This window comes from Pseudomonas sp. WHRI 8519, assembly GCF_040224055.2.
GTDB classification, from domain to species: domain Bacteria; phylum Pseudomonadota; class Gammaproteobacteria; order Pseudomonadales; family Pseudomonadaceae; genus Aquipseudomonas; species Aquipseudomonas putida_X.
Window position 1 is genome coordinate 1490956 of record NZ_CP167996.1, and the last position, 22216, is coordinate 1513171.

17 protein-coding genes are annotated in these 22216 nt (G+C 63.7%); 13 read left to right on the plus strand and 4 right to left on the minus strand.

Translation table 11 applies throughout. From position 1 onward, the window contains the following. Positions 1-223: 223 nt before the first annotated feature. Positions 224-1618 (minus strand): class II fumarate hydratase, encoded by a 1395-nt coding sequence (locus tag ABRP30_RS06790; protein WP_349976052.1) that lies wholly within the window; start codon positions 1616-1618, stop codon positions 224-226. A 155-nt stretch (positions 1619-1773) separates the two neighbouring features. On the opposite strand from ABRP30_RS06790, the gene ABRP30_RS06795 reads away from it, so the two are divergent. From ABRP30_RS06795 to ABRP30_RS06825, 7 genes are all read left to right on the plus strand, one after another. Then, positions 1774-2298 carry a DUF2059 domain-containing protein gene (locus ABRP30_RS06795; protein WP_241802870.1) on the plus strand — a complete coding sequence of 175 codons (525 nt, stop codon included), beginning with the start codon at positions 1774-1776 and terminating at the stop codon, positions 2296-2298. Positions 2299-2308: 10 nt separating this feature from the next. Next, positions 2309-2608, plus strand: a complete 300-nt coding sequence (locus ABRP30_RS06800) for a BolA family transcriptional regulator (RefSeq protein ID WP_241802871.1) — start codon at positions 2309-2311, stop codon at positions 2606-2608. Between the two features lie 341 nt (positions 2609-2949). Next, positions 2950-3882, plus strand: a complete 933-nt coding sequence (locus ABRP30_RS06805; RefSeq protein ID WP_267821850.1) for a rhodanese-related sulfurtransferase — start codon at positions 2950-2952, stop codon at positions 3880-3882. A 4-nt stretch (positions 3883-3886) separates the two neighbouring features. Beyond that, a complete protein-coding gene (locus ABRP30_RS06810; RefSeq protein WP_267821852.1) occupies positions 3887-4519 on the plus strand; it encodes a DsbA family protein in 633 nt (210 codons plus the stop codon). Next, the gene (locus ABRP30_RS06815; protein WP_349976053.1) at positions 4512-6344 is read left to right on the plus strand and encodes an ABC transporter ATP-binding protein; all 1833 of its coding nucleotides are present in this window, start codon (positions 4512-4514) and stop codon (positions 6342-6344) included. The genes ABRP30_RS06810 and ABRP30_RS06815 overlap by 8 nt, the downstream gene beginning before the upstream one ends. 310 nt (positions 6345-6654) lie before the next feature. Next, complete coding sequence (locus tag ABRP30_RS06820; protein WP_349976054.1) at positions 6655-9111, plus strand: EAL domain-containing protein; 2457 nt, start codon at positions 6655-6657, stop codon at positions 9109-9111. 39 nt (positions 9112-9150) lie between these two features. Beyond that, positions 9151-9936 carry a TenA family transcriptional regulator gene (locus ABRP30_RS06825; RefSeq protein ID WP_241802884.1) on the plus strand — a complete coding sequence of 262 codons (786 nt, stop codon included), beginning with the start codon at positions 9151-9153 and terminating at the stop codon, positions 9934-9936. Between the two features lie 40 nt (positions 9937-9976). On the opposite strand, the gene ABRP30_RS06830 is transcribed toward ABRP30_RS06825, so the two are convergent. The 3 genes from ABRP30_RS06830 to ubiG all read right to left on the minus strand — a co-directional run bounded on the left by ABRP30_RS06830 (position 9977) and on the right by ubiG (position 12211). Further along, positions 9977-10717, minus strand: a complete 741-nt coding sequence (locus tag ABRP30_RS06830; protein ID WP_349976055.1) for a YciK family oxidoreductase — start codon at positions 10715-10717, stop codon at positions 9977-9979. A 121-nt stretch (positions 10718-10838) separates the two neighbouring features. Continuing rightward, on the minus strand, positions 10839-11510 hold the full coding sequence (gene mupP, locus ABRP30_RS06835) for an N-acetylmuramic acid 6-phosphate phosphatase MupP (protein ID WP_241802891.1): 672 nt from the start codon (positions 11508-11510) through the stop codon (positions 10839-10841). A 2-nt stretch (positions 11511-11512) separates the two neighbouring features. Next, the gene (gene ubiG / locus ABRP30_RS06840) at positions 11513-12211 is read right to left on the minus strand and encodes a bifunctional 2-polyprenyl-6-hydroxyphenol methylase/3-demethylubiquinol 3-O-methyltransferase UbiG (RefSeq protein ID WP_349976056.1); all 699 of its coding nucleotides are present in this window, start codon (positions 12209-12211) and stop codon (positions 11513-11515) included. Positions 12212-12321: 110 nt separating this feature from the next. On the opposite strand from ubiG, the gene mtnA reads away from it, so the two are divergent. The 6 genes from mtnA (at position 12322) to cmk (ending at position 22094) form a co-directional block, all read left to right on the plus strand. Next, the gene (gene mtnA, locus ABRP30_RS06845; protein WP_241802902.1) at positions 12322-13398 is read left to right on the plus strand and encodes an S-methyl-5-thioribose-1-phosphate isomerase; all 1077 of its coding nucleotides are present in this window, start codon (positions 12322-12324) and stop codon (positions 13396-13398) included. A gap of 314 nt (positions 13399-13712) precedes the next feature. Then, a complete protein-coding gene (gene gyrA / locus ABRP30_RS06850) occupies positions 13713-16484 on the plus strand; it encodes a DNA gyrase subunit A (RefSeq protein WP_241802903.1) in 2772 nt (923 codons plus the stop codon). A gap of 175 nt (positions 16485-16659) precedes the next feature. Next, positions 16660-17745, plus strand: a complete 1086-nt coding sequence (gene serC, locus ABRP30_RS06855; RefSeq protein WP_241802904.1) for a 3-phosphoserine/phosphohydroxythreonine transaminase — start codon at positions 16660-16662, stop codon at positions 17743-17745. Continuing rightward, positions 17745-18839: a prephenate dehydratase gene (gene pheA, locus ABRP30_RS06860; RefSeq protein ID WP_039604669.1), complete on the plus strand. Its 1095-nt coding sequence runs from the start codon at positions 17745-17747 to the stop codon at positions 18837-18839. Before serC ends, pheA begins: the two co-directional genes overlap by 1 nt. A gap of 331 nt (positions 18840-19170) precedes the next feature. After that, positions 19171-21411: a bifunctional prephenate dehydrogenase/3-phosphoshikimate 1-carboxyvinyltransferase gene (locus tag ABRP30_RS06865; RefSeq protein ID WP_349976057.1), complete on the plus strand. Its 2241-nt coding sequence runs from the start codon at positions 19171-19173 to the stop codon at positions 21409-21411. Further along, positions 21408-22094, plus strand: coding sequence for a (d)CMP kinase (gene cmk, locus ABRP30_RS06870; RefSeq protein ID WP_349976058.1), 687 nt, complete (start codon positions 21408-21410; stop codon positions 22092-22094). Before ABRP30_RS06865 ends, cmk begins: the two co-directional genes overlap by 4 nt. Positions 22095-22216: the final 122 nt, after the last annotated feature.

The window sequence follows — 22216 nt, forward strand, 5'->3', positions numbered from 1 at the left end:
CACAGGTCCCCACCAAGCCTGAAGACTGTGGGGTACCGGTGGGAGCCGGCTTGCCGGCGATAGGGCCCTAAGTACCCGCCAATCAATCAGCCCTGGCCACCCGGCGCCCGCACGTTCTATCGAAGCGTGCGGAGCAACTGTCCCCCTCAAATTTCAAAAGCTGGCGCCATCCCAGGTGGGAGCCGGCTTGCCGGCGATAGGGCCCTAAGCAACAGCCAATCAATCAGCCCTTGCCACCGGGCGCCAGCATGTTCTCCGGCCTTACCCACTCATCGAACTGCTCGTTGGTCAGGTATTGCAACTCCAGCGCCGCCTCGCGCAGGGTCTTGCCCTCGCTGTAGGCCTTCTTGGCGATTTCCGCCGCTTTGTCATAGCCGATATGCGGGTTGAGTGCGGTGACCAGCATCAGCCCACGCTCCAGGTGCGCCGCCATCTGCTCGGCATCCGGCTCGATCCCCGCCACGCAATGCTGCTGGAAGTTGCGACAGCCATCGGCCAGCAGTTCGATCGACTGCAGCAGGTTATGGATGATCACCGGCTTGAACACATTCAACTGCAGGTGCCCCTGGCTGGCGGCGAAACCGATGGCCGCGTCATTGCCCAGCACCTGGCAGGCCAGCATCGACAGCGCCTCGCACTGGGTCGGGTTGACCTTGCCCGGCATGATCGAGCTGCCCGGCTCGTTGGCCGGCAGGCGCACCTCGGCCAAGCCGGCGCGGGGGCCGGAACCGAGCAAACGCAGGTCGTTGGCGATTTTCATCAAGGCGACCGCCAAGGTTTTCAGTGCCCCGGCCAGGCTGGTCAACGGCTCGTGGCCGGCCAAGGCGGCGAACTTGTTCGGCGCGGTGACGAACGGCAGGCCGGAGAGGGCGGCCAGCTCAGCAGCGATGGCTTCGGCGAACCCCTGCGGGGCATTGAGCCCGGTACCCACGGCAGTACCGCCCTGGGCCAGCTCGCACACCGCCGGCAAGGTGGCGCGGATGGCGCGCTGGGCGTAGTCCAGCTGGGCAACGAAGGCCGACACCTCCTGGCCGAAGGTGATGGGCGTGGCGTCCATCATGTGTGTGCGGCCGGTCTTGACCAGTTTGTGGTGGCGCGCCGCAAGCTCCGCCAGCCCCGAAGACAGCTCGGCGATCGCCGGTAGCAGTTGCTCGTGCACCGCCTGTGCTGCGGCGATGTGCATGGCGGTGGGGAAGCAGTCGTTGGAGCTCTGCGAACGGTTGACGTGGTCGTTAGGGTGCACCGGCGCCTTGCCGCCGCGGCCTTGGCCAGCGAGCTCGTTGGCCCTCCCGGCGATCACCTCGTTGACGTTCATGTTGCTCTGGGTGCCGCTGCCGGTCTGCCACACCACCAGCGGGAACTGGTCGTCGTGCTCACCGCCCAACACTTCGTCGGCCGCCTGCTCGATCAGCCGGGCGATGTCCGCGGGCAGGGCGCCATTGCGGTCGTTGACCCTTGCCGCGGCCTTCTTGATCAGCGCCAGGGCGTGCAGCACCGGTAGCGGCATGCGTTCCTTGCCAATGGCAAAGTTGATCAGCGAGCGTTGGGTCTGTGCGCCCCAGTAGGCGTGCTCCGGAACTTCGACCGGGCCCAGGCTGTCTGTTTCGATACGGCTCATGCTGCGTTCACTCCCCTGTCAGTCAGAATCAGCAGTTTAGGCCCCCATGCGATCGCGCGGTTCAATCGCGCTTCGTGCCACTTGAGCGCTGCCCCCTGGCGGGAGCAGAATGCTCATCTCTGAGGTAACGCCTCCCCCTCCTTGAAGGATATGCAATGACCCGTCTCCGTGCCCTCTGTGCTGCCGTCGCCCTGGCCTGTGCCAGCGGCCAGGTGCTCGCTGCCACTGCCAGCCACAACGCTGCCGCCGAGAAATTCCTGACCCTGGCCAACGCTGACAAGCTGGGCACCCCGGTGTACATGCAAGTCCAGCAGATGTTCGCCCAGCGCTTCGCCCAGACCAAGGCCCCGGCCAGCAAGCAGTCGGTGCTCGAGAGCTACCAGGCCAAGGCCAACGCCGCGCTGGACAGCGCCATCGGCTGGAACAAGCTCAAGCCAAAGATGGTCGACCTGTACACCCAGACCTTCACCGAGCAAGAGCTCAAGGACCTGGTCAAGTTCTACCAGTCGCCACTGGGCAAGAAAGTCCTCACCCAGATGCCCAAGGTCACTCAGCAGTCGGCCCAGCTGACCCAGCAGAGCCTGGAGCCGGCAGTGCCGGTGGTGAACAAGCTGCTCGAAGACATGACCAAAGAGCTTGACCCCAATGCCGGCAAGGCCGCCGCCCCTGCCAAGAAGTGAGTGACGCGCGATGACCATGCAGCAACGCATTGAGCAGCAGCTTGCCGCCCTGGCGCCGCAGCACCTTGAAGTGCTCAACGAAAGCCACATGCACAGCCGTGGCCAGGAAACCCACTACAAGGCGGTGATCGTCAGCGAGCAGTTTGCCGGGCTCAACAGCGTCAAGCGCCACCAGAAAGTGTACGCCACCATGGGTGAGCTGATGGGCCAGATCCATGCCCTGGCCATCCACACCTACACCGACGAGGAGTGGGCGAAGGTGGGCGTCGCGCCTGCGTCGCCGGTGTGTGCAGGCGGCGGCAAGCACTGAATCCTTTCTGTCGTTCTGGTACACTCCGCACCATTCCTAGGGGGCCGCTTGGCGGCCCATCGCCGGCAAGCCGGCTCCCACAGGTACAGCGCAGCCCTTGAGCATGCGCCGGCCTTATGGGAGCCGGCTTGCCGGCTCTCACTGGTACAGCGCAGCCCTTGAGCATTGCGCCGGCCTTATGGGAGCCGGCTTGCCGGCTCTCACTGGTACAGCGCAGCCCTTGAGCATTGCGCCGGCCCTGTGGGAGCCGGCTTGCCGGCGATGGGCTGCAGGGCAGCCCCCAGCTTTTTGCCAAACCCGGTCCGCCCCTTACGAGGGCAACCACCTGGAGATTCAACGCAATGACCCACCCGATCGTCGTGGCGGCGCTGTACAAGTTCGTCACCCTTGAAGACTACGTAGAACTGCGCGAGCCCCTGCTGAAGGCCATGCTCGACAATGGCGTCAAAGGCACTCTGCTGCTGGCCAACGAGGGCATCAACGGCACCGTTTCGGCCACCCGCGAAGGCATCGATGGCCTGCTCGCCTGGCTGCGCAGCGACCCGCGCCTGGTCGATGTCGACCACAAGGAGTCCTACTGCGACGAGCAGCCGTTCTACCGCACCAAGGTCAAGCTCAAGAAAGAGATCGTCACCCTCGGCGTACCCGGCGTGGACCCGAACAACGCCGTTGGCACCTATGTCGAGCCCAAAGACTGGAACGCCCTGATCAGCGACCCGGAAGTACTGCTGATCGACACCCGCAACGATTACGAAGTGGCCATCGGCACCTTCAAGGGCGCAATCGACCCCAAGACCGAGACCTTCCGCGAGTTCCCCGAGTACATCAAGGCCAACTTCGACCCCAGCAAGCACAAGAAGGTCGCCATGTTCTGCACCGGCGGCATTCGTTGTGAAAAAGCCTCCAGCTACATGCTCGGTGAAGGCTTCGAGGCGGTCTATCATCTTAAGGGCGGCATCCTGAAATACTTCGAGGAAGTACCCCAGGAAGAAAGCCTGTGGGACGGTGACTGCTTTGTCTTCGACAACCGCGTCACGGTGCGCCATGACCTGAGCGAGGGCGAGTACGACCAGTGCCATGCCTGCCGCCACCCGATCGACGCCCAGGACCGCGCGTCCGAGCACTATTCGCCAGGCGTGAGCTGCCCGCACTGCTGGGACAGCCTGAGCGAAAAGACCCGGCGCAGCGCCATCGACCGGCAAAAGCAGATCGAGCTGGCCAAGGCCCGCAACCTGCCGCACCCGATCGGTTACAACTATAAAGCCGAGGCCTGATTGCATGACTGCCCGCCTGCTCTATGTGATGGACCCGATGTGCTCCTGGTGCTGGGGTTTTGCACCGGTGGCCCAGGCCCTGATCGCCCAGGCGCGTGAGGCGGGCGTGGCCACCCGAGTGGTGCCGGGCGGGTTGCGCCGCGGTGCCAGCCCGCTGGACGCCTCCACCCGCAAGTACATCCTCGAGCATTGGCAGGCGGTGGCCGACGCTACCGGGCAGCCGTTCGCGTTCGACAATGCCATGCCCGACGGTTTCGTCTACGACACCGAACCGGCCTGCCGTGCCCTGGTGGCCGCCCGCGAACTGGATGCCGAGCAGGTCTGGCCGCTGCTGGCGCTGATCCAGCGGGGGTTCTACCAGCAGGGCCTGGATGTCACCAGGGCGCCGCAGCTGGTCGAGCTGGCCGAACAGGCCGGGTTCGATCGCACAACCTTCGCCGAGGCCCTGCAGGGTGCGGACGTGCGCGCCGCCACCGCAGCCGATTTCAGCTGGGTGCAGGACCTGGGTATTGCTGGCTTTCCGACGCTGCTGGCTGAGCGCAACGGCCAGCTCGCCCTGTTGACCAATGGCTACCAGCCGCTGCAAAGCCTGCAGCCCTTGCTTGCCCGCTGGCTACAGCAGGCCGCCTGTGCTTGACCTGCCCGGCTCGCCCGACCCGGTGCCCGGGAAGCCCGCCCCTGTGCCTGACCGGCTGAGCTGGGCGCAAATCCGCCGTTTGGCGCTGCACCACAAGAAACACCTCTGGGCCGCCAACCTGGTGGCCGTGCTGGCGGCCTGCTGCAGCGTGCCCATCCCATTGCTGCTGCCCTTGCTGGTGGACGAGGTGTTGCTGGGCCACGGCGATGGCGCGCTGAAGTTCATGAACCACCTGCTGCCCAGCGGTTGGCAGGTGGCGGCCGGGTATATCGGCCTGATGCTGGTCGCCACCCTGTGCCTGCGGGTGGCCGCCCTGGGGTTCAACGTGGTGCAGGCCAAGCTGTTCGCCGGCCTTGCCAAAGACATGGTCTATCGCCTGCGCATCCGCCTGATCGATCGGCTCAAGCGTATTTCGCTCAAGGAATACGAAAGCCTGGGTAGCGGCACCGTGACCACACACCTGGTCACCGACCTGGAGACCCTCGACAAGTTCGTCGGCGAAACCCTGAGCCGCTTCCTGGTGGCGATGCTGACCCTGACCGGCACGGCGGCGATCCTGATCTGGATGCACTGGCAGCTGGCCTTGCTGATCCTGTTGTTCAACCCGCTGGTGATCTACTTCACCGTGCAGTTGGGCAAGCGCGTCAAACACCTCAAAAAGCTCGAAAACGACAGCACCTCGCGGTTCACCCAGGCGCTGGCCGAAACTCTGGACGCCATCCAGGAAATCCGCGCCAGCAACCGCCAGGGCTACTTCCTCGGGCGCCTGGGCCTGCGCGCCCGTGAAGTGCGCGATTATGCCGTGGATTCGCAATGGAAAAGCGACGCCAGTGGCCGTGCCAGTGGCCTGCTGTTCCAGTTCGGTATCGATATTTTCCGTGCGGCGGCCATGCTCACGGTGCTGTTCTCCGACCTGTCGATCGGGCAGATGCTGGCCGTGTTCAGCTACCTGTGGTTCATGATCGGCCCGGTCGAGCAGTTGCTGAACCTGCAATATGCCTACTACGCCGCCGGCGGTGCCCTGAGCCGGCTCAACGAATTGCTGGCGCGTGATGACGAGCCTCAATACCCGGCTGCCCGCGACCCGTTCGCCGGCCGTGAAACGGTTGGCATCGAGGTGCGCGACCTGCGTTTCGCCTATGCCGACGAGCCGGTGCTGGAGCACCTGGACCTGACCATCGCCGCAGGCGAAAAGGTCGCCATTGTCGGCGCCAGTGGCGGCGGCAAGAGTACCCTGGTGCAATTGCTGCTGGGCCTTTACAGCGCCCAGGCCGGGACCATCCGTTTCGGTGGCGCCAGCCTGCAGGAAATCGGCCTGGAGACCTTGCGTGAAAATGTGGCGGTGGTGCTGCAGCACCCGTCACTGTTCAACGACACGGTACGCGCCAACCTGACCATGGGCCGTGACTGCACGGACGAGGCCTGTTGGCAGGCGCTGCGCATCGCTCAGCTGGACGCCACCATCGCTGCCTTGCCGCAAGGGCTGGACAGCGTGGTCGGCCGCTCTGGTGTGCGCCTGTCTGGCGGCCAGCGTCAGCGCCTGGCGATTGCCCGTATGGTCCTGGCGGAGCCGAAGGTGGTGATCCTTGACGAGGCCACCTCGGCGCTGGACGCCGCCACTGAGTACAACCTGCACCAGGCGCTGGCGCGTTTCCTGAGTGGCCGCACCACTCTGATCATCGCCCACCGCCTTTCTGCGGTGAAGCAGGCCGACCGTGTGCTGGTGTTCGATGGCGGCCATGTAGCCGAGGATGGCGGCCACCAGCAGTTGATCGCCGAAGGCGGCCTGTACGCCAAACTGTACGGCCACCTCCAGCAGACCTGAGCAAGCTTCAAGCTGCAAGCTTCAAGCTGCAAGCTGCAAGCTGCAAGCTGCAAGCGGACCGTGTGCGGCCCTGCTTTTTCTTGCAGCTTGCGGCTTGTAGCTATAAGCGGACCGTGCGCGGCTCTGCTTTTTCTTGCGGCTTGAAGCTTGCGGCTTGCAGCTACAAGCGGTCCGTGCGCGGATCTGCTTTTTCTTGCAGCTTGCAGCTTACAGCTTGCCGCTCAAATTTCCCTCCAAATAGATGGCAGATGGCCTACTCTGAGCTTGTCTAGGTTGGTTCGAGCCTTATCTGCTCAGTGACAGGGACTTCATGAAGGGACATCGCACACTAGAGGCGCCAAGGCTGCTGGGTATCATCTGGCCCTTCATCGCCGTTGTAGTCTTCCAGGTCCTGCTGGGCAGCCTCAGCCTTTACGCGCTGTCGGCGGTGCGTGCCTACGTCGCCGGCGAAAGCCTGTGGTCCAAGGCCCAGAAAGACGCCATCTATTACCTGAACCTGTATGCCGAAACTGGCGATGAGCGCAATTATCAGCGCTATCGCCAAGTCATCACTGTGCCCCACGGTGACCGGCAGATGCGCGAGGTGCTCGACCAGCCAAACCCAGACCTTGACGTCGCGCGCCAGGCCGTGCTGCAAGGCGGCAACCACCCCGACGACATCGACCGCATCATCTGGTTCTACCGCAATTTCAGCCGGATCAGCTACGTGCAGGCGGCGATCGACTACTGGAATGTCGGTGACGATTACCTTAAACAACTGGATGTGCTGGGCAACGAGATACGTGAAGGTTTCGCCAAAGGCCAGGTGGGCCCGGGCCAGGTCAGCCAATGGCGCGCTCGCATCGTCGCTATCAACGATGGTGTGACGCCAGCGGCCAAAGCCTTCAGCGATGCCCTGGGTGAAGGGTCGCGCATGCTGTTGCGGGTGCTGCTGGTCACCAACCTGCTCACCGCGCTGTTTCTCATTGGCTTCGCCTGGCGCCGGTCGAGCAAGCTGCTGGCCCAGCGCCAGGCCTTCGCCAGCGCCCTGCAGGAAGAAAAGGAACGCGCGCAGATTACCCTGCTGGCGATCGGCGATGCGGTGATCACCACCGATGTCGATGGCAGCATCGGCTACATGAACCCGGCGGCCGAGCAACTGACCCATTGGCAGGCAGGTCAGGCCCTGGGCCTGCCATTGACAGCGCTGTTCAGCCTGGTGGATGAGCACGCCCAGAGCGACAGCAGCACCCTGTTCGAACAGGTGCTCAGCGGCAGCCTCAAGGGCGGCGCCGAACATGCACGGTTGATCCAGCGCCTGGACGGCAGCACGGTTTCGATCAACCTGGTAGGTTCGCCCATCATCAGTGACGGCCAGGTGGCTGGCATTGTCCTGGTGCTGCATGACATGACCCAGGAGCGCCAGTACATCGCCAACCTGTCCTGGCAGGCGACCCATGACGCCCTGACCGGCCTGGCCAACCGCCGTGAATTCGAGTACCGCCTTGAGCAGGCCCTGAACGACCTGGTGCGCCAGGGCGGGCGGCATTCGCTGATGTTCCTGGACCTGGACCAGTTCAAGCTGGTGAACGATACCTGTGGCCATGCCGCGGGTGACGAATTGCTGCGGCACATCTGCGCCGTGCTGCAATCGGTGCTGCGCGAAGGCGATACCCTGGCGCGGCTGGGTGGCGATGAATTTGGCGTGCTGCTGGAAAACTGCCCGGGCGAACAGGCCGAGCGGATTGCCGAAAGCTTGCGCCAGGCAGTGCAAAGCCTGCACTTCGTGTGGAAAGGCAGGCCGTTCGTTACCACTGTGAGTATCGGCCTGGTGCACATGGCCCAAGCCCCGGCCACGCTGGAAGCCTCCCTGCGGGCAGCGGACATGGCGTGCTACATGGCCAAGGAGAAGGGCCGTAACCGCATCCAGGTCTACCATGCCGATGACAGCGAACTGTCGATGCGTTTTGGCGAAATGGCCTGGATACAGCGCCTGCACGTTGCCCTGGAGGAGAACCGCTTCTGTTTATATGCCCAGGAAATCGCTGCGCTCTCGGCCCTCGAAGGGCCGGGGCATGTCGAGATCCTGTTGCGCCTGCAAGACGAAAGCGGCCGCACCATCCTGCCTGATAGCTTCATTCCGGCGGCCGAGCGCTATGGCCTGATGACCGCTATCGACCGCTGGGTGGTGCGCAATGTGTTCCAGGTCATTCGCCGTTGCCTGGACGAGGAGCGCGAGGGCCCGCTGTCGATGTGTGCCATCAACTTGTCGGGGTCGAGTATCGGTGACGACAAGTTCCTGGAGTACCTGCAGCGGCTGTTCGTCGAATATTCGATTCCGCCACGGCTGATCTGCTTCGAAATCACCGAAACCAGTGCCATTGCCAACCTCGGCAGTGCCATACGATTCATCAATGAATTGAAAGGGCTGGGTTGCAAGTTCTCGTTGGATGACTTTTGTGCCGGAATGTCGTCCTTCGCTTATTTAAAACATTTACCTGTCGACTTCTTGAAGATCGACGGAAGTTTTGTCAAAGATATGCTGGATGATCCGGTCAATCGGGCCATGGTCGAAGTCATCAATCACATCGGCCACGTCATGGGTAAGCGCACCATTGCCGAGTTCGTCGAAACTCCGTTGATCGAGCAGGCCTTGCAGGAGATCGGCGTGGACTACGCCCAGGGCTATCTGATCGAACGACCGCAGGTCTTCACTTGCGACAGTCTGCAGCGCCAACGGATTGCTGCACGGCCCCTGCTGCATCGGGCGCCTGGAACCTTTCGCTGAAGTAGCGTTGGTAAATCACAGGGATCAAGGAGCTGAAAAGTGATCGATGCATTCGTCCGTATCGGGCCTTTGATGGACCCGGCCAGTTACCCCCAATGGGCCCAGCAACTGATCGAAGACTGCCGCGAGAGCAAGCGCCGGGTAGTGGAACATGAGTTCTACCAGCGCCTGCGCGATGGCCAGTTGCGGCAAGCGACCATTCGCCAGTACCTGATCGGTGGCTGGCCGGTGGTTGAGCAGTTTTCCTTGTACATGGCCCACAACCTGACCAAGACCCGCTATGCCCGCCACCCGGGCGAAGACATGGCGCGGCGCTGGCTGATGCGCAACATCCGCGTGGAGCTCAACCATGCCGATTACTGGGTGCATTGGTGCCACGCCCACGGCATTCACCTGCACGAACTGCAGTCGCAGGAAGTGCCCGCCGAGCTCAATGGGCTGAATGACTGGTGCTGGCGTGTGTGTACCACCGAGTCGCTGGCCATTGCCATGGCGGCCACCAACTACGCGATCGAAGGGGCGACGGGGGAGTGGTCGGCAGTGGTCTGTGCTGAAGACACCTACGCCATGGGCTTCCCGGAGGACCAGCGCAAGCGCGCCATGAAGTGGTTGAAGATGCATGCGCAGTATGACGACGCCCACCCGTGGGAGGCGCTGGAGATCATCTGTACGCTGGCTGGCGAAAACCCGACCCTGGGGCTGCGCAATGAGCTGCGCAAGGCGGTCTGCAAAAGTTATGACTGCATGTACCTGTTCCTGGAACGGTGCATGCAACTGGAGGGCCGCCAGCAAGGGCGCATGCGCCCGAGCCTGGCAGCTGGCTGAAATGCCTGGGGTCGCACGGCGGCCCCCTAGGCATAAAGCCTTACTGGGCGTTGAAGGCTTGCCCGTTCACCCCGGTACTGTCTGGCCCCATCAGGTACAGGTACACCGGCATGATCTCTTCAGGCAGCGGGTTGTTCTGCGGGTTTTCGCTCGGGTAGGCCTGGGCCCGCATCGCCGTGCGGGTAGCCCCGGGGTTGATGCTGTTGGAGCGCACCGGTGCCACACCTTCCAGTTCGTCCGCCAAGGTTTGCATCAGGCCTTCGGTCGCGAATTTGGACACACCATAAGCGCCCCAGTAAGCCCGGCCCTTGCGCCCGACGCTGCTGGAGGTGAACACCACCGAGGCGTCTTCCGAGAGCTTGAGCAGCGGTAGCAGGGTGCTGGTGAGCATGAACGTGGCATTGACGTTGATGTGCATCACCCGCATGAAGTTGTCGCCCGAAAGCTGTTCCAGCGGGGTGCGTGGGCCGATGATCGAGGCGTTGTTGAGCAGGCCGTCCAGGCGGCCGAACTGGTCCTCGACCATCGCCGCCAGTTCGTTGTACTGGTGGGGCAGGGCGGTTTCCAGGTTGAACGGGATCACCACCGGCTGTGGGTGGCCGGCGGCCTCGATTTCATCGTAGACCTCGTTCAGGTTGGCTTCGGTCTTGCCCAGCAGCAGTACAGTGGCGCCCAAGGCGGCATAAGCCTTGGCGGCGGCTGCACCGATGCCGCGGCCAGCGCCGGTGACCATGATGACGCGACCCTGAAGCAGGTCGGGGCGGGCAGTGTAGTCGAACATGCGTTTGTCCTTGGTTTGAAGCGGCAAGCTTCAAGCCGCAAGCTTCAAGCTGCAAGAGAAAGCGAGCAGCGCGCGGACTGCTTTTTCTTGCAGCTTGCAGCTCGAAGCTTGCCGCTGAGTGTCAGCACCCGCAGAGTGCGGCGTCGAGCACCTTGCGCAGTTCCAGTGGGTGGTCCACCACCACGTCGGCGCCCCAGTTGTTCGGGTTGTCTTCTGGATGAATATAGCCGTAGCGCACAGCCGCCGTGCGGGTGCCGGCATCGCGGCCCGACTCGATGTCGCGCAGGTCGTCGCCGACGAACAGCACGCTGGCCGGGTCCAGGTTCAGGGTCTTGCAGGCCAGGATCAACGGCTCAGGGTCGGGCTTGCTGTTTTTCACGTGATCCGGGCAGATCAGCAGTGCCGAACGTTCGGCCAGGCCCAGGCGCTGCATGATCGGCTCGGCGAAGCGGACCGGCTTGTTGGTCACTACCCCCCACAGCAGGTTGCCTCTCTCGATATCGGCCAGCAATTCGCCCATACCGTCGAACAGCTTGCTGTGCACCGCGCAGTCGCGCTGGTAGCGTTCGAGGAACTCCAGGCGCAGGGCCTCGAAGCCCTCGTCCTCCGGGCTCATGGCGAAGGTCGCGGCGACCATCGCCCGCGCGCCGCCAGAAATCACGTCACGGATCAGCTTGTCGTCGATGGCCGGCAGGCCACGCTCGGCGAGCATGGCTTGGCAAATGGCGATGAAGTCCGGCGCCGTGTCGAGCAGGGTGCCGTCCATGTCAAAGAGTACCGCTCGCAAACGCATGCTCATTCCTCGCGCAGGGTCTGGATCATGTAGTTGACGTCCACATCGCTGCTGAGCTTGTAGTGCTTGGTCAGCGGGTTGTAGGTCAGGCCGATGATGTCCTTGACTTCAAGGCCCGCTACGCGGCTCCAGGCACCCAGCTCGGAGGGGCGGATGAACTTCTTGAAGTCATGGGTACCGCGCGGCAGCATCTTGAGGATGTACTCGGCGCCGATGATGGCCAGCAGGTAGGCCTTGGGGTTGCGGTTGATGGTCGAGAAGAACACCTGGCCACCCGGCTTGACCATGCGGTAGCAGGCGCGGATGACCGAGGACGGGTCGGGCACGTGCTCGAGCATTTCAAGGCAGGTGACCACATCGAACTGCTCGGGCATTTCTTCAGCCAGGGACTCGGCGGTGATCTGCCGGTACTCCACCTGCACGCCGGACTCCAGCTGGTGCAGTTGGGCCACGGCCAGGGGCGCTTCGCCCATGTCGATGCCGGTGACGGTAGCGCCACGCAGGGCCATGGCTTCACTGAGGATGCCACCGCCGCAGCCGACGTCCAGCACCTTCTTGCCCGCCAGGCTGACGCGCTCGTCGATCCAGTTGACGCGCAGCGGATTGATGTCGTGCAGCGGCTTGAACTCGCTCTCGCGGTCCCACCAACGGTGCGCCAAGGCTTCAAACTTGGCGATTTCGGCGTGGTCGACGTTGCTCATTGAACAGTCCTCTGAAACTTCTACGAATTGCGCCGGAGTATACCCGAGCGCCCGAGGCTGTTGGTCGCTATAATCGTCCGCTTTTGATATGCGAAAGTCAGGGAGAGGTGATGCGCGAGCGACTTATGGCGGCGGAGAAGGTGACCGGTATCCGGTGGCACCACGGCGCCTTGCACCTGCTCGACCAGCGCCTGCTGCCTTCGCAAGAACGCTGGCTGGCCTGCGACACTGTCGCGCAGGTGGCGGCGGCGATCCGCGACATGGCTGTGCGTGGTGCGGCGGCCATCGGCATTGCGGCGGCCTATGGCCTGGTGCTGGCCCTGGAAGAGCGCCTGGCCGAGGGCGGCGACTGGGAAATGGACCTGGAAGAGGATTTCCTCAGCCTGGCCGAGGCGCGCCCTACGGCCGCCAACCTGTTCTGGGCGCTCAACCGCATGCGTGAACGCCTGCAGCGCCTGCGCCCGGGCGAGGATGTGCTGGCCGCGCTGGAGGCCGAGGCCGTGGCCATTCATGAAAGCGACCGTGAGGCCAACCTGACCATGGCCCAGCAGGGCATCGAGCTGATCCGCCGCCACCAGGGCAGCGAGCAGGCCCTGCTGACCTATGGCAACTCCGGTGCCCTGGCCAGTGGTGGTTTCGGTACGGCGTTGGGGGTGATCCGCGCGGGCTTTCTCGAAGGCATGGTCGAGCGCGTCTATGCCGGCGAAACCCGGCCCTGGCTGCAGGGTTCGCGCCTGACCGCCTGGGAGCTGGCCAACGAAGGCATCCCGGTGACCCTGTGCGCCGATTCGGCGCTGGCCCACCTGATGAAGAGCAAGGGCATCACCTGGGTGGTGGTCGGCGCCGACTGCATTGCCGCCAACGGTGACGTGGCGAGCAAGATCGGCACCTACCAGCTGGCGGTCAACGCCATGCACCACGGTGTGCGGTTCATGGTGGTGGCGCCCAGCACCAGCATCGACCTCAACCTGGCCACGGGTGAAGACATCCCGCTGGAAGAGCGTGATGCCGACGAATTGCTGGATTACGCCGGTACCCGCGTAGCACCGCAGGTGGAGGTGTTCAATCCGGTGTTCGATGTGACCCCGGCTGACCTGATCGATGTGATCGTGACCGAGAAAGGCGTCGTCGAGCGCCCGGACACCGCCAAACTGGCGCAATTGATGTGTCGCAAGCGCCTGCATTGAGCGTTTGGGGTGGGGGCAGGAGAGGGGGTGCGCATGGCCGGGCGCCGGCAATGCGGTATCGGCGGCGATCGCGCCAACAATCCCCACAAAACCCCCTGTACCCCCTGCGCCATATCTCCCCACCGCTACCGCCTTTGTGATAACATCCGGCAGTTTCCAAGACCGCCCATGACGGCGGCCTTCATTGCGCAGATCCATGGCACAACTCATTGATTTGTCGTAAGTCGTCGCACCCTTATGCGCTGCGGCGGCGAGCTTCGTTCGGCCCTTGATGGAGCTGCGAAGTTTCACCAGAAAAAGGAATCAGGCTTCTCATGGGCGAACTGGCCAAAGAAATCCTCCCGGTCAATATCGAAGACGAACTGAGACAGTCTTACCTCGACTACGCGATGAGCGTGATTGTCGGGCGAGCGCTGCCCGATGCACGTGACGGCTTGAAGCCCGTGCATCGTCGCGTTCTCTATGCGATGAGCGAACTGGGCAACGACTGGAACAAGCCGTACAAGAAATCCGCCCGCGTGGTCGGTGACGTGATCGGTAAGTACCACCCGCACGGCGACACTGCGGTCTACGACACCATCGTGCGTATGGCCCAGCCCTTCTCGCTGCGCTACCTGCTGGTCGACGGCCAGGGCAACTTCGGTTCGGTCGACGGCGACAACGCCGCGGCGATGCGATACACCGAAGTGCGCATGGCCAAGCTGGCCCACGAGCTGCTGGCCGACCTGCACAAAGAAACCGTCGACTGGGTGCCCAACTACGACGGCACCGAGCAGATTCCGGCGGTCATGCCTACCCGCATCCCCAACCTGCTGGTCAACGGTTCCAGCGGTATTGCCGTGGGCATGGCGACCAACATTCCGCCGCACAACCTCGGTGAAGTCATCGACGGCTGCCTGGCGCTGATCGACAACCCGGAAGTCACCGTCGACGAGCTGATGCAGTTCATCCCCGGCCCCGACTTCCCGACTGCCGGCATCATCAACGGCCGCCAGGGCATCATCGAGGCGTACCGTACCGGCCGTGGCCGCATCTACATGCGCGCGCGCTCCGAGATCGAAGACATCGACAAGGTCGGTGGCCGCCAGCAGATCGTCGTCACCGAGCTGCCGTACCAGCTGAACAAGGCGCGTCTGATCGAAAAGATCGCCGAGCTGGTCAAAGAGAAGAAGATCGAAGGCATCACCGAGCTGCGCGACGAGTCCGACAAGGACGGTATGCGCATCGTCATCGAGCTGCGCCGCGGCGAGGTGCCGGAGGTGGTGCTCAACAACCTCTACCAGCAAACCCAGCTGCAGAGCGTGTTCGGCATCAACGTGGTGGCACTGATCGACGGCCGCCCACGTGTGCTCAACCTCAAGGACCTGCTCGAAGCGTTCGTCCGCCACCGCCGTGAGGTGGTCACGCGCCGTACCGTGTTCGAGCTGCGCAAGGCCCGTGAACGTGGCCACATCCTTGAAGGCCAGGCGGTCGCGCTGTCCAACATCGACCCGGTCATCGCGCTGATCAAGGCTTCGCCGACGCCGTCCGAGGCCAAGGAAGCACTGATTTCCACTGCCTGGGAATCCAGCGCCGTGCAGGTCATGGTCGAGCGCGCCGGCGCCGATTCCTGCCGCCCGGAAGACCTGCCGGAACAATACGGCCTGCGCGAAGGCAAGTATTACCTGTCGCCGGAACAGGCCCAGGCGATCCTCGACCTGCGCCTGCACCGCCTGACCGGCCTGGAGCACGAGAAGCTGCTGGCCGAGTACCAGGAGATTCTCGAGCAGATCGGCGAACTGATCCGCATCCTCAGCAGCGCCGAGCGCCTGATGGAAGTGATCCGCGAAGAACTCGAAGCGATCCGCGCCGAATACGGCGATGCGCGCCGCACCGAAATCCTCAACGCCAGCCACGACCTCAACTACGGCGACATGATCCCGGAAGAAGAGCGCGTGGTGACCATCTCCCACGGTGGCTATGCCAAGACCCAGCCGTTGTCCGCCTACCAGGCCCAGCGCCGTGGCGGTAAAGGCAAGTCGGCGACCGGCGTGAAGGACGAGGACTACATCGAACACCTGTTGGTCGCCAACAGCCACGCCACCCTGCTGCTGTTCTCCAGCAAGGGCAAGGTGTACTGGAAGAAGACCTACGAGATCCCTGAGGCATCCCGCGCTGCGCGTGGCCGCCCGCTGGTCAACCTGCTGCCGCTGGAGGAGGGTGAGCGCATCACCGCCATGCTGCAGATCGACCTCGAGGCCCTGCAGCAGAGCGCCGACCCGGACGAAGAGCTGGAGGACGGCGACGAGGGCGTGATCGAAGGTGAAGTGGTCGAGGTTGAAGAAGTCGACGAAGAAGACGGCGACACGCCTGAGTGGGTGGCTGAGCCGACCGGCGCGTACATCTTCATGGCCACCGCTTCCGGTACCGTCAAGAAAACCCCGCTGGTGCAGTTCGCCCGCCCGCGCTCCAATGGCCTGATCGCCTTGAAGCTCAAAGAAGGTGACACCCTGATTGCCGCGGCCATCACCGATGGCGCCAAGGAAGTCATGATGTTCTCCGACGCCGGCAAGGTGATCCGCTTCGCCGAGAGCGTGGTGCGCGAAATGGGCCGTACCGCCCGTGGTGTGCGCGGCATGAAGCTGGGCAAGGGCCAGCAGATCATCTCGATGCTGATCCCGGAGTCTGGCGCGCAGATCCTCACTGCATCCGAGCGTGGCTTCGGCAAGCGTACCCCGCTGTCCAAGTTCCCGCGCCGCGGGCGTGGTGGCCAGGGCGTGATCGCCATGGGTACCAAGGGGCGCAACGGCCTGCTGATCGGTGCTATCCAGGTGCAGGAAGGTGAAGAGATCATGCTGATCTCCGACCAGGGCACCTTGGTGCGTACACGGGTTGGCGAGGTATCCAGCCTCAGCCGGAACACCCAGGGCGTGACCCTGATCAAGCTGGCTGCAGACGAAACGCTGGTAGGCCTGGAGCGAATCCAGGAGCCTTCCGAGGAAGAGCTCGACGAACTGCTCGGGACGGACGAGGAGGGCGTTGAGGTCGAGGCGCCGGAAGCGGCGGACGATGACAATGCTGGCGCCGAAGAGGCACCGCAAGAGTAAGCAAGTGCAACAACCCGAACGGGGCGACCAAGGTCGCCCCGTTTGACTGATTACGGGCCTGTGGGGGCGGTTTGCCGGCGATAGGCGGCGTAGCGGCCGCGATACCACCGGGTCTCCCTGCAGGGCCAGGGCTGCAAGTTACGATTTTGTTCTATTTGGCAGAGCGAGAGTGGATGTGAGCAAACGAGCCTTTAACTTCTGCGCAGGCCCTGCCGCGCTTCCTGAAGCTGTCCTGCAGCGCGCCCAGGCCGAAATGCTGGACTGGGGTGGCAAGGGCTTGTCGGTGATGGAAATGAGCCATCGCAGCGACGATTACGTGGCCATCGCCGAAAAGGCCGAGCAGGACCTGCGTGACCTGCTGTCCGTCCCCTCCAACTACAAGGTCCTGTTCCTGCAGGGCGGCGCCAGCCAGCAGTTCGCCGAGATCCCGCTGAACCTGCTGCCGGAGAACGGGACTGCCGACTACGTCGAAACCGGTATCTGGTCGAAAAAGGCCATCGAAGAAGCGCGCCGTTTCGGCAACGTCAACGTCGCCGCCAGCGCCAAGCCTTACGACTACCTGGCCATCCCTGGGCAGAACGAGTGGCAGCTGACCAAGAACGCAGCCTATGTTCACTACGCATCCAACGAGACCATCGGCGGCCTGCAGTTCGACTGGGTACCGCAAACCGGTGACGTCCCGCTGGTGGTGGACATGTCCTCCGACATCCTCTCGCGCCCGATCGACGTGTCGCAGTACGGCCTGATCTACGCCGGCGCGCAAAAGAACATCGGCCCGAGCGGCCTGGTGGTGGTGATCGTCCGTGAAGACCTGCTGGGCCACGCCCGCAGCAGCTGCCCGACCATGCTCGACTACAAGGTCTCGGCCGACAACGGTTCGATGTACAACACCCCGGCCACCTATTCCTGGTACCTCTCGGGCCTGGTTTTCGAGTGGCTCAAGGAGCAGGGTGGCGTCGACGCCATGGAGCAACGCAACCGCGCCAAGAAAGACCGCCTGTACGGGTTCATCGACGCCAGCGAGTTCTACACCAACCCGATCAGCCACAACGCCCGTTCGTGGATGAACGTGCCGTTCCGCCTGGCCGATGAGCGCCTGGACAAGGCCTTCCTGGCAGGCGCCGACGCCCGTGGCCTGCTCAACCTCAAGGGCCACCGCTCGGTGGGCGGCATGCGCGCTTCCATCTACAACGCCCTGGGCCTGGACGCTGTCGAGGCGCTGGTGGCCTACATGGCCGAATTCGAGAAGGAGCACGGCTGATGTCCGAACATGAGCTCAAGGCGCTGCGCGTACGCATCGACAGCCTTGACGAGAAAATCCTCGAGCTGATCAGCGACCGCGCCCGTTGCGCCCAGGAAGTGGCCAAGGTCAAGACCGCCTCGCTGGCCGAGGGCGAGCAGCCGGTGTTCTACCGCCCTGAGCGTGAAGCTGCCGTGCTCAAGCGTGTGATGGAGCGCAACAAGGGGCCGCTGGGCAACGAAGAGATGGCGCGGTTGTTCCGCGAGATCATGTCGTCCTGCCTGGCCCTGGAAGAACCGCTGAAAATCGCCTACCTGGGGCCTGAAGGCACCTTCACCCAGGCTGCGGCGATGAAGCACTTCGGCCACGCAGTGATCAGCCGGCCGATGGCTGCCATCGACGAAGTGTTCCGTGAAGTGGCTGCCGGCGCCGTCAATTTCGGCGTGGTGCCGGTGGAAAACTCCACGGAGGGTGCGGTCAGCCACACCCTGGACAGCTTCCTTGAGCACGACATGGTGATCTGCGGCGAAGTGGAGCTGCGCATCCACCATCACCTGCTGGTGGGCGAAAGCACCAAGACCGACAGCATCACCCGCATCTACTCCCATGCCCAGTCGTTGGCCCAGTGCCGCAAATGGCTGGACGCGCACTACCCGAATGTGGAGCGCGTGGCGGTGTCGAGCAATGCCGAGGCGGCGAAGCGGGTCAAGGGCGAGTGGAATTCGGCGGCGATCGCCGGCGATATGGCGGCCAACCTGTACGGGTTGACCCGCCTGGCCGAGAAGATCGAAGACCGCCCGGACAACTCCACGCGCTTCTTGATGATCGGCAACCAGGAAGTGCCGCCGACTGGCGACGACAAGACGTCGATCATCGTTTCGATGAGCAACAAGCCAGGTGCCTTGCACGAGCTGCTGGTGCCGTTCCATGACAATGGCATCGACCTGACCCGCATCGAGACCCGCCCGTCGCGCAGTGGCAAGTGGACCTATGTGTTCTTCATCGACTTCGTTGGCCACCACCGCGACCCGCTGATCAAGGCGGTGTTGGAGAAGATCAGCCAAGAGGCTGTGGCGCTGAAGGTGTTGGGTTCGTATCCAAAGGCGGTGCTTTGATCCAAGCTCGCCGGGGCCGTGATACGGCCCATCGCCGGCAAGCCGGCTCCCACCGGTACAGCGCAGGCCCAAAATTCGCGCCGTACCTGTAGGGCCCAGCTTGCCGGCGATGGCCAGCAAAGCAGCCCTCAGGCACAGCCCAAACCGTAAAACTTGCGCCGTACCTGTAGGGCCCAGCTTGCCGGCGATTGCCAGCAAAGCATCCCTCAGGCACAGCTCAAACCGTAAAACTTGCGCCGTACCTGTGGGAGCCGGCTTGCCGGCGATGGGCTGCACAGCAGCCCCCTGCGGTCTCACAGACTGTCCTGATTTCTGAACAGGGTTCGCACCAGTGGTAATTGCAGCAAACAACAAACCCGCACCACTCATCGGCCGCCTCGTCGTGGTAGGCCTGGGTCTGATCGGCGGCTCCTTCGCCAAAGGCCTGCGTGAAAGCGGCCTGTGCCGCGAAGTGGTCGGCGTCGACCTGGACGCCCCATCACGCAAGCAGGCTGTGGCCCTGGGTGTGGTCGACCGCTGCGAAGAAGACCTCGCCGCCGCCTGTGTCGGTGCCGACGTCATCCAGCTGGCGGTGCCGATCCTGGCCATGGAAAAGCTCCTCGCCCGCCTGGCACAACTGGAGCTGGGCAACGCCGTCATCACCGACGTCGGCAGCGCCAAAGGCAACGTGGTGCGTGCTGCGCGTGAAGTGTTCGGCGAGCGCCTGCGCCACTTCGTGCCCGGCCACCCCATCGCCGGCTCCGAACAAAGCGGGGTGGAGGCCTCCAACGCCACCCTGTTCCGCCGCCACAAGGTCATCCTCACGCCCCTGCCCGAAACCGACCCCGCCGCCCTGGCCCTGGTCGACCGCCTGTGGCGTGCGCTGGATGCCGACGTGGAGCACATGCCGGTCGAGCGCCACGACGAAGTGCTGGCCGCCACCAGCCACTTGCCACACCTGCTGGCGTTCGGCCTGGTCGATTCGTTGGCCAAGCGCAATGAAAACCTTGAGATCTTCCGGTACGCTGCCGGTGGTTTCCGCGATTTCACCAGAATCGCCGGCAGCGATCCGACCATGTGGCATGACATATTCCTCGCCAACCGCGAGGCTGTCTTACGCACCCTGGACACTTTTCGCAGCGACCTCGACGCCTTGCGCGACGCGGTCGATGCAGGGGACGGGCACCAGTTGCTGGGTGTATTCACCCGCGCTCGGGTTGCCCGCGAGCATTTCAGTAAAATCTTGGCCCGCCGGGCCTATGTGGACGCTATGAACGCCAACGATCTGATTTTCCTGGCCCAACCGGGTGGCCGCCTGACCGGGCGAATCCGCGTACCGGGCGACAAGTCGATTTCCCACCGTTCGATCATGCTCGGCTCCCTGGCCGAAGGCACGACCGAAGTCGAAGGCTTCCTCGAAGGTGAGGACGCCCTGGCGACCCTTCAGGCTTTCCGTGACATGGGGGTGGTCATCGAAGGCCCGAACCACGGCCGCGTCACCATTCACGGCGTGGGCCTGCATGGCCTCAAGCCACCGCCCGGCCCGATCTACGTGGGCAACTCCGGCACCTCCATGCGCCTGCTCTCGGGCCTGCTGGCCGGCCAGTCGTTCGACCTGACCATGACCGGCGACGCGTCGCTGTCCAAGCGCCCGATGAACCGCGTGGCCAACCCGCTGCGTGAAATGGGTGCTGTGGTTGAGACCGGCCCGGACGGCCGCCCACCGCTGACCATCCGCGGTGGCCACGCGCTCAAAGCGCTGACCTACACGCTGCCGATGGCCAGTGCCCAGGTCAAATCCTGCTTGCTGCTGGCTGGCCTCTACGCCGAGGGCAAAACCACCGTTACCGAGCCTGCGCCCACCCGTGACCACACCGAGCGCATGCTGCGCGGCTTCGGCTATGCGGTAGAGTCCAACGGCCCGGTAGCTTCGCTGCAGTCCGGCGGCAAACTCACTGCCACCCGCATCGAAGTGCCAGCAGACATCTCGTCGGCCGCGTTCTTCCTGGTGGCAGCCTCCATCGCCGAAGGCTCGGAGCTTGTGCTCGAACATGTCGGCATCAACCCGACCCGCACCGGTGTCATCGACATCCTGCGCCTGATGGGCGGCGACATCACCCTGGAAAACCAGCGCGAAGTCGGCGGTGAGCCGGTGGCCGACCTGCGGGTGCGCGGTGCCAAGCTCAAGGGTATCGATATCCCTGAGCACCTGGTGCCGCTGGCCATCGACGAATTCCCGGTGCTGTTCGTGGCCGCCGCCTGCGCCGAAGGGCGCACCGTGCTGCGTGGCGCCGAAGAGCTGCGGGTGAAGGAGTCTGACCGCATCCAGGTGATGGCCGACGGCCTGATCGCCCTGGGCGTGAAGTGCGAGCCGACCCCCGACGGCATCATCATCGACGGTGGCCAGATTGGCGGTGGCGAAGTGCATGGCCACGGCGACCACCGCATCGCCATGGCCTTCAGCGTTGCCTCGCTGCGCGCCAGCGCACCCATCCGCATCCATGATTGCGCCAACGTCGCCACCTCGTTCCCTAACTTCCTCGCGCTGTGCGCCGAAGTGGGTATTCGCGTGGCAGAAGAGGGCAAGTCGTGAATTCCCAAGCGGCGGTCATCACCATCGATGGCCCGAGCGGCTCGGGCAAGGGTACGGTCGCGGGCCTGTTGGCGCGCGAACTGGGCTGGCGGCTGCTGGATTCCGGCGCGCTTTACCGTCTGCTGGCGTTCAACGCCAGCAACCACGGTGTCGACCTGACCAACGAAGAGCTGCTCAAAAAACTGGCCGCCCATCTGGATGTGCAATTCATCGCCGCCGAGCCGGGTAAGCTGCAAAAAATCATTCTCGAAGGTGAGGACGTCAGCAATGTCATCCGCACCGAGACGGTGGGTGCCGGGGCGTCGATGGTCGCCTCCCTACCGGCAGTGCGTGAAGCGCTGCTGCAGCGCCAGCGCGCTTTCCGCGAAGCGCCGGGCCTGATCGCCGATGGCCGCGACATGGGTACCGTGGTGTTCCCGGACGCGCCACTGAAGGTGTTTTTGACCGCCAGTGCCGAGGAACGTGCCCGCCGCCGCTACCTGCAGTTGAAGGGCAAAGGCGAAGATGTTAGTCTGTCGAGTCTGCTAGATGAGATTCGTGCGCGCGATGAGCGCGACACCCAGCGCGCAGTGGCCCCGCTCAAGCCGGCGGCCGATGCCATACAGCTGGATTCCACGGAGCTGTCCATCGAGCAGGTGCTGCACCGTATCAGGAGCGAGCTCGCCCAGCGCGACTTGGTCTGATCGTCAGGAAAGCAGGCAGGGGCACCAGTCAACGTCCTGCCCGTTTTCCTTTACTTAACGAAACCCACATTGTCTGGAGTGTGGCGATGGGCGTCTGTTTCGCCCGAATCTACAGGAATTAA